Here is a 14,552-nt window from a genome sequence, read left to right as displayed (position 1 = left end):
AATCGAGGCAGCCGAGGCGAGGCATAAACAGGCGAAGAAGCGCGGTTTAGTGGGCTAAATGAGCATTGTGAGCCTGTTTTAACGAAGCATTCGGCAACGCGGATAGCTTTTCAAGCTGTCTGCAAAGGAGGACGAGAGACCATGCCATTACCGGTCCCCAATCTGGACGATCGCCGCTTCGACGACCTGGTCGCCGAAGCCAGGGAGCGCCTCGCCACCCACCTGCCGGAACTGACGCAGGTCGCGCCGGGCGATCCGGTGCACGGGTTTATCGACCTCTTTGCCTGGCTCACCGAAACCATCCTCTACCGCGCCAACCTGATTCCCGAGCGCCAGCGCCGCATTCTGCTCAATCTGCTGCAGATCCCGCTGCGCCCGGCACGCCCGGCGCGGGGCCTGGTCTGCGTCGATGCAGGCCCCACCAGCGTCACGCTGCCGCCGCTGCTCAACGACGGCACCCAGTTACGCGGCGGCAAGCAGAGCCTGACCTGCGTCGGCGAGCTTCAGCCCACCTGCCTGGGGCTGCAGGTGCTGATCAAACAAAGCCTGAGCACCGACGATCTGGCGCAGCTGGGCATGACACTTCAGGATCTGCACGAGCAGTTCGGTCTGCGCAAGGGCGAAACCCCGAAACCCTTTCAGCCGCGGCGCTTCGATATCGGTCGCGAACCGCTGAGTCTTGCCCGCAGCCTGGACAAAAGTTTCTATCTGGCGTGCATCGCACCCAGGCAACTGGACGACCATCTCGATCTGTTGCGCGACAATCTGGCGGGCATTCGCCTCAACGTCGCGATAGCGCCGGCGGACGATCTGGACGGCGACAGCGTCAGCGACATGGAGGCGCGCGAGCTGCAGTGGGAACTGGTGGCCGAGGGTCCCGACGGCGGTACCCGTTTTCTGCCGCTGGATCTGATCTCGGACACTTCACTGGGCGGGCGTCAGGCCGGCGTGGTGCGGCTGCGGCTGCCCGCCAACAGTGCCCTGTTCGCAGACTTCGCCAACGCCGATCCCATGTTCGACGGCAGCAAGAATCTGCCACCGGCGCTCGACGATGCCGTCGATGCGGCCCGCGTCGCGCTCTGGATAAGACTGCGCTGCCCGGACGATCCCAAACTCGTGCTCGGCTACCTGGGCCTCAACGGCGTCGAGGTGGTGGCGCAGGGCCTGCGCCGCGACCGCATTGTCGGTCTCGGCACCGGGCTGCCGGATCAGGTGGTGAGCCTGCCGGATCAGCAGATCGACGCCGCCTCCCTGGACCTGCAGGTCGAAGAGGACGGCGCCTGGGTCGCCTGGCGCGGCGTCGACTATCTCGCCGGCCTGGGCGCGGACGCCCGGGTCTACCGGCTGGACCCGCAATCGGGCCATGTCTACTTCGGAGACGGCCTGGAAAACGGCCGCCGCCCGCCGCGGGGCGTCCGCATTCGCGTCGCCGGGTATCGCTACGGCGGTGGCGAGGACGGCAACCTGCCCGCCGGCAGCATCAAGGAAATCGTCGACGGCAGCCCCCGCTTCAAGCTGCGCCACGAATGGCCACTGCGCGGCGGGCGCGACGCCGAAAGCCTGGAACAGGCCGAGCAGCGCATCCCCCGCTTCCTGACCCACCGCAACCGCGCCGTTACCGCCGCCGACTTCCAGCAGATCTGCCGCGCCAATCCCGTCAACCCGGTGGCCCGCGCCGAGGTGATGGAGGGATTTCTGCCGGGCAATACCCTGGATGCGGCGCAACGGGATGTGCCCGGGGTCGTCAGCGTATTCGTGCTGCCGCCGGCACGGGTCGGCATCGGCAACTGGCCCAAGCCCACCAAGGGCCTGCTCAAGGACCTGTTCAACCACCTGCTCAGCCGGATTCTGGTGGGCACCGAACTCTATGTGCTGAGCCCGCAGTTCGTGCCGATTGCGGTCAGCATCCTGGTTCAGGTTCGGGATCCGCAGACCGAGCAGCAGACCCTCAATTCGGTACAGACCGCCATCACCGGGTACCTGTGGCCGCTGGCGCCCGGCGGCGCCAGCGCCGAAGGCTGGCCCCTGGGCCGTGCGGTGCGGGCGAACGAGTTGCTGACCCAGGCGGCAAGGGTCGAGGGCGTGCAGGCGGTCAACGCCGTGGCGCTGTTCGAACAGACCCGTGTGGACGGCAAGACCGTCTGGCGCCGCCTGCCCCCGACCGAGGCGCTGGATCTGAGCGACTACCAGTTGCCGGAGCTTGTCGGGGTCCGCGCCGGCATCGGCGGTGCGGGTGACACGCCGCCGCTGCCAGGCGGTATCGGCCCGCTGCAGGGCGCCCCCGCGGAACCCGGAGACGGCATCGCCGTACCGGTGATACCGGATATTTGCTGATGGACCGCTGCTGATGGACGTCAACAACACCCCCTACTTCCTGCTGCGCAGCGAAGCCGAGTTCGCCGAGGGCTCGCGGCGGCTGCAGTGGCACGCCGGCAAGCAGGCCCTGACACTGGCCCAGAACCAGAGTCTGCGACTGCCCGCGGGGGATGCGGCAGCGGCTATCGCCGCCTGGCAGGCCTCGACACCGATGGCGGTGGACGCCTACTATCAGGTCGCGCGCCTCGGCGCCGACGCCACCGCTGTCGAATTCAACAGCGGTCGCGGCTGGATGACGCTCAAGGACGGCACGCTTAACGCCCTGAGTGCGCCGGCCGGCACCCTGCGGGATCTGAGCCTGAACCGCGAAGGCCGCCTTGCCGCACCGTTCAGCAACGATGTCGATGAACATGGCCTGCTGCTGTTTCACCTGCGCCGTCGCTGGCAAACCCTGTGCTCACTGCCGGTCGCGCCCCGCCGCGCCTGGGTCGATGCCGACAACGGCATCTGGTGCATCGGTGCCGACCGGCTGATGCGTTGCACCGGCGAGCCGCTGCCACTGTCCTATGCGCCGCAGGACGACCGCTTCGAGCCCCTGACCACCAATCCCGGAGCGCTCGGCCTTGCCTGGCAGCAGCCACTGCCGGCCGGTTGGGAAGCCCTGGCGATCTGCGGCGATGAACAACGGGTTTATATGCTGGTGCACGACGGCGCCGGCAACCAGCGTATTCTTGCCCGCGCGCGCTCCCCGATAGCCGACCGCCCGCTGCAACACTTCACGCTGGACCAAGAGGCCCCCTTCGCCGTCGACCTCGCGCTGGCGGCACCGGGCCGTCTGGCGGCGCTGGCGCCGCGGCAGGCCGACGATGGCGAATTCCGCCACCGAGACTGCCCGGTACTGGCGCTGTATCCCGGCAGCACGGAGGCCGGCGGCGAAGCCCGCCTGATCAGGGAACGCTATCCGATGCTGTCGCTGGCGGTGCCGCGCTTCGCCAGCTGCGCCGACGGCCAGTTGCGCTACCAGGCTCAGCCGGACCCGGATTACCCGGATTTCGACCCGCGGCCGCGGGAGCTGCACGCGCTGCGCCAGCCCCGCTACCACCTCGAGGCCAGCGCATTGCTGCAGGAGGTGATGGACTCCGGCGCGCCCAACACCCTCTGGCACCGGGTGTACCTCGACGCCTGCATACCGCCGGGCTGCTCCATCGGCCTGGCCGCGCGCGTCTACGACAGCCCCGATCAGCGCGGCAGCGCGGAGCTTGTCGAGCAGCCGGCGCCGGCGTGGAATCCGCTGCCATCGGAGCTGGCGTTCCAGCAGGCCCTGTCCGGGCACGAACCGGGCCGGCGCGGACTGTTCGAGCTGCTGCTGCAGCGTCCTTCCGGCCCGGTTCGCCGGCTCGCCGGACGCTATCTGCAGCTGCAGATCCGGCTGCAGGGGAACGGCCGGACCACCCCGGTTCTGCACGCCATCCGGGTCTACCAGCCCCGCTTTTCCTATCAGGAAGCCTACCTGCCGGAGCTGTACCGCCAGGAACTGCAGTTCGACCCCGACAACGCCAGCGGTCCGGCCAACGGCGCCGACACCCGTGAGCGGCTGCTGGCGACCTTCGAAGGCGTGCTGACCCCCATCGAGGGCCGTATCGCCGCCAGCGACCAGCTGCTGCACCCGGATTCGGCACCGCCTCAGAATCTCAAGTGGCTGGCCCGCTCGCTCGGTACCGAACTGCCCGGGCACTGGCCGCTGCCGCGCCAGCGGCGCTGGCTGAAACAGGCCACCCTGATCCAGCAATACAAGGGCACGCTGCCCGCGGTCAACCTGGCGCTGGACATCCTTACCGACGGCGGCGTTCAACGCGGTGAAGTCGTGGTACTGGAGAACTTCCGCCTGCGGCGCACCCTGGCGACCATCCTCGGTCGCAATATGGACGACGCCGAGCACCCGCTGACCCTCGGCACCGGCATGAGCGGCAACAGTATCGTCGGCGACAGCCTGATCCTGTCCGATATGAACGCACGGGAATTTCTGGCGCTGTTCGCGCCGGAGCTGGCCACGGAGGAAGAGGCCCGCGCGGTGGAAGCCTTTTTCGAGCGCTACGGGCACCGCGTCAGCGTGCTGCTGCACGGCCGCGCCCGCGAGCAACGCGGCGCCGTCGAAACGATGCTGAGAGAGCAGCTTGCGGCCCACCTGCAATGGCGCATTATCGAAACCGAGCAGCCTTTCATACTCGGTACGTCGCCGCTGCTCGGCGTGGACACCTATCTGGAGAGGCAGCCCGACGCGGCGCCTGTAATCCTCGATCAAACCCGTATCGGACAGGAAGGCCTGCTGCACAACCCGGCGGCGTTTTCGCCTCGGGATATCAACGCCGGCGCCTGACAAGGAGACGAACCATGAGGAGGTCCCATGAGTGACCAGGACGACCTGCCGACACTGAAACAGGACGACCAGCTGGCGGAGCCGCTGCGCCGTGTGTCCTACGAAGCCGGCATGATGCTGGGGCTCGAGGCCACCCGCGACGAGCAGGCCTACCACCGGCGCCGCCTCACCCGCCACCAGTACTGGCTGCACGGCTACGGCACCCTGGCGGGCCTGCGCGTCAGCATGGACCCGGACAGCCACGAAAACGACAGCGACGATGTGCTGGTGCGGCTTCAGGTCAGCCCGGGGATCGCCGTCGACGGTCTGGGCCGCGAGGTGCTGGTGCACGAAACCTACTGCATCAATCTGCGCCAGTGGCTGGACGCCCAGAGCGAGGGCGATCTGCTGGAAGGCTACGACGGCGGTACCGAACGGCTCTGGCTCAAGGTCACGGTACGCCAGAAGGACTGCCCGCTGGCCAGGCAACCGGTGCTGACGCGCAAGCTCAACCTCAGTACCGATGCGGTGCAGCCGAGTCGCACCGCCGAAAGCGTGCAGCTGGAGCTGATTCCCGAACTGCCGCCGGAACCCGACGAGCGCTTTGCCCCCTGGGCCAGCCACACGCCGGTCGCGGACGCGCCGCCGACCCTGAGCGCCGCGGAACAGCAGACGCTGGACGAGCTGGAGCTGAGCAACCCGGCGGCGGCCGCACAGCTCGGCCTGCATGCAAGGCTCTTGCATGCGCTCGATGCCGGCGGCGTCGCCACCACCAACCTGGCCGACGAGCTCGAGGCCGGCGCCCGTCTGCTGCTGGCGCGGATCAGCATCGACACCACGGACCCTGCCAATATTCTGGTGAATCCGGAACGGATCAGCATCAACAATCTGGTGCGCCCCTTCCTCACCACCGCCAGCCAGCTGGCCTGGCTCAACCGGCAGGCCTGAACCGACATGGGCATTGCGCGCCCTTGAGCGGCAAGGCCCTGAAAGCTGCGAGGAGACACCATGAGCGAGATACTGTTTCAACCCCTCGGGGATCCGGTCGCCGCCGGCGACAGCCTGGAGCATATCGCCGATATCGACCCGCGCATGACCCGCACCCATTACTTCGACGGACGCCTGCTTACCGCCGAGGACCTGGAGCGGGACCAGATCTACCTCGATCAGCGCCTGCGGGAAGTCGGCAAGGTACTCGGACAGGGCGTGATTGCCGGTCTCGAACTGGAATATGACAGCTTTTCGGGCCTGCTGAGGCTGCAGCCGGGACAGGCCGTCACCGCACTCGGACGGGTTCTGCAGCTCAGCAGTGAGCTGCTGGTAAGTCTCGGCGACCGGGCGCTTATCGCCCAGCTGAACAACAGCAAATACCGGCACTTCAACCGCGGGCTGTACGCGGTGGTGCTCAAGTATGTCGAAGTGGCCACCGACATCGCCGAGGTCTTCCCCACCGACCTGGCCTCCAAACGCGGCGCCGACTACGCCCTGGTAACGGAATCGGTGCAGCTGGGGCTGGTGCCCCTGCCGCTGCCGTTGCCGCAGCAGAATCCGCTGCATATCCGCGCCAGTCTGATGCGCGAACTGCTGGGCAACGGGCTGGCCGATGCGCTGATACCCGAGGACAGCGTGGCGCTCGGGATTATCGCCATCCAGAACGACACCGCGCAATGGCTCGACAGTCAGCTACTGCGTCAGCCGGCGCGGCCGCAGGGCGGCAGCGCCGATCAGCAGCGGGACCTGTCGCGCCAGTACGAAGCGCTGCTGGCGGATATTTTCACGGCACGCGCCGGCGGCAGTCTCGACAACCACTTCGCGGCCCGCGACTATTTCAGCCTGCTGCCCCCGGTGGGCACCGTACCGAAGGACGCCGTCGACGCGGTCAACGGCCACCAGGGCTATTTCCCCGAGCACTTCAACGTCCATGTCGCCCCCATACGACTGTCGGACCTGGCACTGATTCGCAGCGAGTCGCTGGAACTGCCCAACATCGATCTCAACAGCCGTGAAAGCATCGACATCGTGGTGCTGGCGCCGCTGGCCAATCAGGATTATGGACTCTACGCCCGCCAGCTGGAACGGGATTACGACCCCGGGAGCCGCCGTCTGCCGCAGCTGGATCTGCTGCGCCTGAAGCTCTACCCGGTGCAGCCGGTGCACGCGCTCGATACCGATGCCAGCGTCTGGCAGCACATCTGGGATGCCGTCGCCGACGGCCAGCTGCTGTATGTGCGCCGCCCGATCCGTGCCGCGGAAACCGCGGTCAGCGGCATCGTCCTGGCCCGCGGCAGCGAACTGCCGGAGCCGGTCGAGCCACCGCCGGCGAGCGATGATTCGGTGCCGACCACGCCATCCGATCCCGGCAGCGTTATCGAGGACGAAGACAGCGTGCTGCTGCGCTTTATCAACTTCGAGCGCCTGGCCGAGGTCCGCCGACCACCGGACGACGACGGCATGCAGGCGCTGAGACGGCTCGTCGAACGCGCCGGTGACCGGGCAGCCGGCGTCCTGCAGGCCAACGAGTTCCTGCTGCGGGTCGAACGGCACTACGACGCCGTCGTCTGGCCGACCCTGCAGGTGCTGATCGAGCGGGAGACGCTGCCGGCGCTGCTTGAACGCTTGCAGGAAGCGGATGAGCGTCACCCCGCCGTCACCGGCAAGATCGTGCTCGACAGTGCCGCCGACAGCGGCATCGAAGGCGATCTTGCCGGGCGCTGGGAAGAACTGGTGGGACAGATCAACTAAGGAGCCGACCATGCCGTTCATCGTGCTGCACCGCCCCATTGCCAGCGCTCCTTCACTGGAGAGGCTGCACCTGTTCGCCGGGCGTCACCTCGGCGAAGAGGAGTTCGATCGCCAGCAGGCCTACGCCGATGCGCGCCTAGCACCATTGCTGAAGAGCCGGCCGGCCGGCGTGGTTCAGGGCCTGCGCCTTGGCAGCAGCGGCGCAGGCGGACTCGCGGACCATGACACCTTCGTCGTCAACCCGGGGCTTGCGCTTACGCCGCAGGGGCAGACGCTGAACCTGCAAACCCCGCTCAAGGCCGAATGGCGCAGCCTGATCGAGCATTACCTGACCCGCACGGCCACGTCCGATGCCACCGGCGTCTACTACCTGACACTGCAGCAGACGCTCGACACCATCGATGCCCCCGGCGTCGAGCCCTGCCAGCGGGCGGAGTTCGACCCCACCCGGGACTCGCGTCTGGTGGCGGTCACCAGCGTGCAGCTGCGGCGCCTGGCCATAGCGCCGGAAGTGGTCGCCACCACTCCGCCGGAGCAGTTGCAGAACTGGATCGCCGCAGACCGCGTCGACGGCGAGTTTCTGGGCGCCTTCAACCAGGCCGTGCCGCTGGCGCTGCTGGCGATCGAAAGCAGCGGTGATGACCACAGCGTGAGCTGGGTGTCGGAGGCTGCCGGCCGATACGAGGCGGTCGACGGTGCCGGTTACCGGGTGCTTCTGAATCAGGTCAGCGCGGCGTTGCGCCGCACCATGCAGCGCTACGGCGAGCCGGGCAACGCAGACACCCCGCTGCAGGATTTTCTCGGCACCGACCTGCACCTGGATTATCTCCCCGCCGCGGGTCAGCTGCCCGTTCCCTGGCTGCAGAACCCCGATGCCGGCGCACCCGGCCTGCTGTGGCTGCCGCAGCACCTGGGCATCGACATGGTGCCGGTGCCGTCGGACTCGGTCGCGGAACTGATCGCACGACACCTGCCGCGACGGGTCATCGACCTGCGCCAGGGCGGCGGTGACAACATCCGCCTGCTGCTGGCGATCGACCGCCGCGACTACCGCCCCGACCTGCTGGACATTCCGCCGACCGACACGCGGCTCGAAGCGGATATCTATCGTTTTTACATGCGCGCCTACAACGCCTGGCATCGCTGGCGGGTGCAGTTCGACCGGCTCTACTTCGTGGAGCCCTCCAACGAAGCGCCTTTGACCGGCCCCGACGGCATGCCCGCGATCGAACACCGGGTGCTGGATCCGGCGCAGTTCAGGCACCTGGACCTGCCCAAGCCCGCGTTACCGCCGATCGCCCCGGCCAGCCTGTTCGGCAACGTCATCGGCCGTGCGCTGCAGGCGCTCGGATCTGCGGCGTCCACCGCCCCGCCCTATCCCTACGATCGCGGCGTACCGGCGCAGCCGGATTTCTATCGCAACTGGCTGGTCACCGTCGACGACGTCCCGGTTCCGCCGCCGGTGCCCGTGCCGGACGAAGACGGTCTGGTGATTCGCTACGCCGTGGCACTGGTGGAACTCGAAGCCATCGAAAACCAGATCCGCACCGTCCGCTCGCGGCTGGAAAAGACCCGCGACCTGCTGCTGCTGATGCGCCAGCAACTGGACTCGCAGACGGTCGCGCTCTCTTCCCTTGCCGGCGGTGTCGCGGGCGACGGCAACGGCCTCCAGGTGGCCCGCTGGTTGCCCTACGCCAGCCTCAACACCAATCTGATTCCTGAGGAACTCTCCGCCGCCACCGCCAGCGTCACGGCGGCGGCACCGGTGCAGCGCACCGCCGCAACGGCCGGGACGGCCACCCCGACAACGGAAACCGCGACCCGCCTCAGCAAAAGTTTCAGCAGCAACCTGCTGACCTCGGCGCTGAACACCAGCATCAGCAGCACGCCCACCTACCTGACCACCAAGCCCGAGACCTATTCCGCGTTCGAGCTCGGTATCAACAAGCAGCGCCTCGACCTGTTGGCCAACCTCGGCAAGAGCGCCGTCAGCAAGCCGGCCTTCGATGCCAAGGAATTCCGCTTCGGCGTGCTGGACCATATCAGCCCCGAAATCAACGAGTACCGCAAGGCCTATTTCGGCATGCAGGATCTGGTGACCACGATCCAGGACCTGTTCGACCCCACCGATGCCTCGGCACTGCGCAAGAAACTCAAGGCCAGCGAACAGAGTTTCGGCCTGGTCGACCCGTCCCGGCTCGAAGACGAAATCGACGCCCGGGCCAGGGAACTGGCCGCCGGCGACAGCGCCAAAGAACTGCGGCTGCGTGGCCTGGTGGCGAGTCAGAAGCGCTACGAAGCCCTGTTCAATGCCGGCAAGGTGCTGACCCAGTGGATCTCCATTGTCGAGGGGCGCTACAACCGGATCGAACGCAAGCTGCAGGGCAAACTGCGCGAACACACCCGCAAACTCGCCGAGATCGAAAAACTCAGCGGCCTGATCCGGGTCGCGCGCGAAACCCTGGAAAACCTCGACCGCGACTTCGACGAACAGCTCGGCGACTACGGCGTGGCTCAGCGCCTGCTCGAAGAGGACTGGCGTCAGGCCCACGACGCCAACCTCGAGCGCTCGCGCATCCTGACCACCGCGCTGCAGGGACTTTTCTATGTGCGGGTGCGCGAAACGCCGGTATCCGTCGCCCTGGCCGATCCGCTGTCGCTGCGTCATCGCGGCCGCAACGACATCGTCCCCGGCTGCGACGGCGATACCGACGCCAGCCTGCCACAGGAGCTCGACAGCTTCTTCGACGCCGTCTGCGAGATTCCGATGGACGACTGGGCCAGCCTCAGGCCGCTGCGCCCCAAACTGCCGCCGTTCGACAGGTACGGCTATCTCGGCAAACTGCGTCAGGCCCGTTTCGAAGCCCGGCCGAAGCCCTCGGGCCTCGACAGCGGGACCGGCACCCTGCAGGCGCGCCTGCACAACGTGCAGCTGCAGACCCGCTCGGTGTTGCAGCAATGGTCCAGGCTCTCGTTGCCGGCCTTTACCGCCAGCAGCCTGAAGACGCAGCAGCAGGCGGCCAGGGTATTCTCGCTGGAGGATCTGGCCCAGGGCGGTCGGGGGGATCTGCGTAAACAGGCGCAAACCCTGCGCGAGCGGCTGGAGCAGTGCCAGGCCTGCCTGCTGGAGAAACTCTCACTGCTCCCGGGCTCCATTCGTCTGCAGTGGGGGCAACTGGCGGAGGACGATCGTATCCGCGTCGAGCAGGTGGGTTGGTGGCCGGGTCTGGAACGGGCCGAACAGGACGACTTCAACGCCACCCGTACCCTTGCCGAACTCATCGACTGGTGGTTCCGGCAACTGAGCGATGACGCCGACGCGGCCAGCCGCAGCGCCATGCGCAACATGATACGCGCCGCCCTGATCTTCGCGTCGCTGGGCGATCCCCGGGAAATCGTCAGGGGCACGGTCTTCGTGGCACCGCGTGTGGCGCAACCCGGCGAGCGATTCCGGGTCCGGCTCAACCGGGCGGTTCTGCCGGGCGTCAAGCTGCAGCTTCTGGACCTTGACCAGCAGGTGGCGGCGGAGCTTGCGGTGGAGGACCACAGCCCCGACAGCACCCAGGTCCGCATCGTCAACCTGGTGCAGCCCAGTCTTCGCATCGACTCCCGCTTCGCGGTGGTCGGCAACCTGAGCAGGTAGAGCCCCGCCATGCTGACCCCTTGCTGCGACGCCAACATTCGCACCCTGCGCATCCGCGGCCCGGCCGACGCCCAGGACCGGGTGAGCCGAAACCTGCAGCAGGCCAGCTGGCCCGAGACCGGTGCCGACGAAATCGTCTTCGTTCGGCAAATACATGTTACCGGGAGCGCCGATCGCATAGCGCCGGCACTGCTGGATCAGGTGCGCCGCCACCTTCACCACGACGGCGACCCCGGCAACATCATGCGCTTCGCCAGCGAACAGGATATGCTCGCGGCGCTGCTGTCGGACCTCGCCGCGGGCGTCGCCGCGCAACGTTGGTACTGGCGGCGCTGGTCACGTCTGTTCGGGATGCCGCCCGGTCAGGCAATCGGCTCGCTGCTGGCAGACAACCTGACGCACCTCAACGCGCTGACACAGCGTCTGCACGGCAGGCAACAGCTTGCCCGGGTCTGGCAGGCGCTGGACGACAGGAGCGCCGAACAGCTGATCGCGGAACTGTGCTGGAAAAACGGCTACCGGCTGGATAGCCGGGCGACGGCGCCCCGCAGCCGTGCCGACGTCCGCCTGGCGCCACAGGTTCTGGCGCGCTGGCGCCCGGCACTGCAAACCCTGACGCCCGACAGCCCCCGCTTTCAGCTGTCGGCCCTGCTGATGGCACAGGAATCGGCCCCGCTGATGCTGATCCAGTCCGCCACGGCGACTGTCAGCGCCATCGCGAAGCGCCTGGGCGACACCACCGGCAACGGGCCTGTTCCGTCTCCCGTCAGCGCCGCGCAATCCACTGCCGCACCGCCCCCGGGCCCGCGCCCTGCTACAGAAAGCACCCCGCAAAGCGCGCGGCACGGCGCTGCGGCAAAGCCCAGCGCATCGGCTTACAAACCAGCAGCCCCAGGTGAATCCTGCAACCGAGCGCTGGATAACCGTCGTCCCTCTCGTTCCGACGCGCCCACTATTTCGATTCAGGCGCTGCCGGCGAGCGGGGGAACAGCGCAATCACCGGCACCCGACAGTGAAAATCCGCGGCCACACCCGCTGCACCGGGTCGCCATAAGGGCGCCGGACGATCAGCAGACAGGGGGCGGGGCGGAACCCGAGTTTTATACCGGGCAGGGCGGCGCCCTCTATCTGCTCAACTTTCTGAACCGGCCCGGCCTGCAGGCGATCATGGCGGACTACCGCGAAGCGCTGCCCAGTGGCTGGATCTGGCTCTATCGAGTGGCACAGCTGCTCGATCTGAACGAGCAGGATCCGCTGACGTCCTTTCTGGCGATGCAGCTCGGGCTGGACGATCGCGAGGATCTCGCCGCGCTGCCCGCGCTGCCGGAGCGCCCGCGCATCGAGGCGCTGGCGCAGGACTGGTACGGCGCATCCGGGCTCTGGCAGCCGTCGCTGCTCGCGCTGCCGGCGCGCGTTCGCTATAGCGCGAGCCATCTGGATATGCACCTGGAGATGTCACACACCCGCCTGGAGGTGCGCCTCGCGGGCCTGGACCTGAACCCGGGCTGGCTGCCCTGGCTGGGTCGCGTCGTGCAGTTCCATTTCGGGCAGCGCTCCGATCACCGTTGAGGACTCTGAGATGACGGACCGTGCACTGTTGTCGATGAACGATTCCAGCCTCACCGCCCTGCTGCAGTGGGCGGAGGCCGGAATCGCCCGCTATGGCAGCGCTCAGACCGGAGCGGACCAAGACTGCGAATGGACTGCGTGCGACCTGGCGATGCGCCGGCACTGGCCGCCCCGCGGCGGCGGCCTGGCAGAATGCATCGCCGAACTCGAACTGAACCCGGAAGAGGCCTTCGTGCTGGTGCTGGCAGGTCTCGCGGAAACCCGGCCGCAGATTACCTTCGCCCTGCACGAACTGCAGCACCCGGAGACCGGCGGCGCCCTCAGCGTCCATCTGGCGCTGGAACTGATCAACAGTCTGTTCCCTAAGAGCGATCCAAGGGACGCGCTGGACCTGGTCAACAGTCCGTTGCTGACGCGCTCGCTCCTGACGCTCGAGGGCGAAGGCCCGCTGCCGTTGCAGAACCTGCGCATCGAAGCGCCCTTCTGGTCGGTACTGAACGAACGCAGCCGGCCCTGGCCCGGCACCCACACCCTGAGCGGCGGCGAGCGCAGCCTGCTGCCCGGCTCCGCCCGTCAGGCGTTGCCGGAACTCGCCCGGCCACTGCTGAACGGCCAGCTGCAGACGCTGATACTTCGCGGCCACCCCGGCAGCGGGCGACGCCTGATGGCGCAGGAGCTGGCAGGGCTGCTGGCGATGCAGCCGCTGTTGACGCCGCTGCGGCTATGGCAGGACAGCGAACCCTTCCGCCTCGCCTGTCGATATGCCCGCTGGCTGCCGGTCATCGAGCTAGAACTCGCTGCCGGCGACGCGCTGCACCTGCCGCCGCAGGCCCTGGCCCATCCGGCCATCATGGTCCTGAACCCGGATGGCGCCGTTACCGGCGACGCCTGTCAGGAATATCTGCTGGGCCTGCCGGATCAGCAACAGCGCTACGAGCTCTGGTATCAGGCGCTGCAACAGGAATCGCTGGCGCGTCAGCTCAGCGGCAGCGTGCTTCTCAGCGGCCCCGGCATCGCGCAGCTGGCGCAAAGTGCCCGCCGCTACGCGGCGCAAAGCGCCACCCCCGTGGACGCCGAGCATGTACGTCTGGCACGTCAGGCCCATGGCGCGGAAAGGCTGCGCCTGCTGGCGCAACCGGTACTGCGCAACGTGTCCCGGGACGCGGTGGTATTTCCACCCCTGATAGAGGGCTACCTGGAAGACATGATCCTGCGGGCGCAGCAGCGCGAGTCGCTCTGGCACAACCTCGGATGCACCCTGCAGGCCAGCCGCAACAGCGGACTGCGTGCCCTGTTCGTCGGCGAAAGTGGCACCGGCAAGACGCTGGCGGCGAGCTACCTGGCCAACCGCCTCGGTGCACCGCTCTACCGCGTCGACCTCGGCGCGGTGATGAACAAGTACATCGGCGAATCGGAAAAAAATCTCGGGCTGCTGCTGGACCAGGCCGCCGCCTGCGACGTGCTACTGCTTTTCGACGAGGCCGACTCGCTGTTCGGCAGCCGCACCGACGCCAAGCAGACCGGCGAGCGCTACGCCAACAACCTGACCAACTACCTGCTGGCGCGCATCGAGAACCATCCCGGCATCGTGATCCTGACCACCAACAGTCGCGAGCGCATCGACAGCGCTTTCAACCGGCGTATCGAAGTCATCATCGACTTTCCGCTCCCGGGATTCGCCGAACGCCAGCGCCTCTGGCACAGCCATCTCGGAACGCGGGCACCCGGCGACGACGTCGTTCGCGCGCTGGCCAGCCACTGCGACCTCAGCGGCGGCCAGATTCGCAACGCGGTGCTGACCGCCGCCGGCACCCAGTCGGCGGACGCACCCATAGAACCGCGACGCCTGGTGCGGGCGATACAGCGGGAATACCAGAAACTCGGGCGCAGCATGCCCGGCGCTCTGGACAACCTGGGCAAATAGTC

General features: G+C 67.5%; 7 protein-coding genes. All 7 read left to right on the top strand.

Annotated features, from left to right (window positions below; genetic code table 11):
* Positions 1-141: 141 nt before the first annotated feature.
* Genes IEX85_RS01460 through IEX85_RS01430 form a run of 7 tightly spaced genes read left to right on the top strand, consistent with a single transcriptional unit; the run spans position 142 to position 14,550 of the window.
* Positions 142-2,334: a baseplate J/gp47 family protein gene (locus IEX85_RS01460; protein ID WP_188857569.1), complete on the top strand. Its 2,193-nt coding sequence runs from the start codon at positions 142-144 to the stop codon at positions 2,332-2,334.
* A 13-nt stretch (positions 2,335-2,347) separates the two neighbouring features.
* Positions 2,348-4,693: a phage tail protein gene (locus IEX85_RS01455; protein ID WP_188857567.1), complete on the top strand. Its 2,346-nt coding sequence runs from the start codon at positions 2,348-2,350 to the stop codon at positions 4,691-4,693.
* A 27-nt stretch (positions 4,694-4,720) separates the two neighbouring features.
* A complete protein-coding gene (locus IEX85_RS01450) occupies positions 4,721-5,620 on the top strand; it encodes a hypothetical protein (protein WP_188857565.1) in 900 nt (299 codons plus the stop codon).
* A 60-nt stretch (positions 5,621-5,680) separates the two neighbouring features.
* Complete coding sequence (locus tag IEX85_RS01445; RefSeq protein ID WP_188857563.1) at positions 5,681-7,414, top strand: hypothetical protein; 1,734 nt, start codon at positions 5,681-5,683, stop codon at positions 7,412-7,414.
* Between the two features lie 10 nt (positions 7,415-7,424).
* Positions 7,425-11,057: a hypothetical protein gene (locus IEX85_RS01440; RefSeq protein WP_188857561.1), complete on the top strand. Its 3,633-nt coding sequence runs from the start codon at positions 7,425-7,427 to the stop codon at positions 11,055-11,057.
* A gap of 9 nt (positions 11,058-11,066) precedes the next feature.
* A complete protein-coding gene (locus tag IEX85_RS01435) occupies positions 11,067-12,626 on the top strand; it encodes a hypothetical protein (RefSeq protein WP_188857560.1) in 1,560 nt (519 codons plus the stop codon).
* Positions 12,627-12,636: 10 nt separating this feature from the next.
* Positions 12,637-14,550 carry an ATP-binding protein gene (locus IEX85_RS01430; RefSeq protein WP_188857558.1) on the top strand — a complete coding sequence of 638 codons (1,914 nt, stop codon included), beginning with the start codon at positions 12,637-12,639 and terminating at the stop codon, positions 14,548-14,550.
* The last annotated feature ends 2 nt before the right edge of the window (positions 14,551-14,552 follow it).

The sequence above is a fragment of the Marinobacterium nitratireducens genome (assembly GCF_014645375.1).
GTDB lineage: Bacteria > Pseudomonadota > Gammaproteobacteria > Pseudomonadales > Balneatricaceae > Marinobacterium_A > Marinobacterium_A nitratireducens.
Note: the sequence above shows the minus strand (reverse complement) of the source record. Positions and strands in the feature narration are given on the sequence as shown.

Excerpts from the sequence above, each read along its gene's own strand:
- IEX85_RS01430 (WP_188857558.1), top strand. The coding sequence starts at position 12,637 with ATGACGGACCGTGCACTGTTGTCGATGAACGATTCCAGCCTCACCGCC.
- IEX85_RS01450 (WP_188857565.1), top strand. The coding sequence starts at position 4,721 with ATGAGTGACCAGGACGACCTGCCGACACTGAAACAGGACGACCAGCTG.
- IEX85_RS01435 (WP_188857560.1), top strand. The coding sequence starts at position 11,067 with ATGCTGACCCCTTGCTGCGACGCCAACATTCGCACCCTGCGCATCCGC.
- IEX85_RS01460 (WP_188857569.1), top strand. The coding sequence starts at position 142 with ATGCCATTACCGGTCCCCAATCTGGACGATCGCCGCTTCGACGACCTG.
- IEX85_RS01455 (WP_188857567.1), top strand. The coding sequence starts at position 2,348 with ATGGACGTCAACAACACCCCCTACTTCCTGCTGCGCAGCGAAGCCGAG.
- IEX85_RS01440 (WP_188857561.1), top strand. The coding sequence starts at position 7,425 with ATGCCGTTCATCGTGCTGCACCGCCCCATTGCCAGCGCTCCTTCACTG.
- IEX85_RS01445 (WP_188857563.1), top strand. The coding sequence starts at position 5,681 with ATGAGCGAGATACTGTTTCAACCCCTCGGGGATCCGGTCGCCGCCGGC.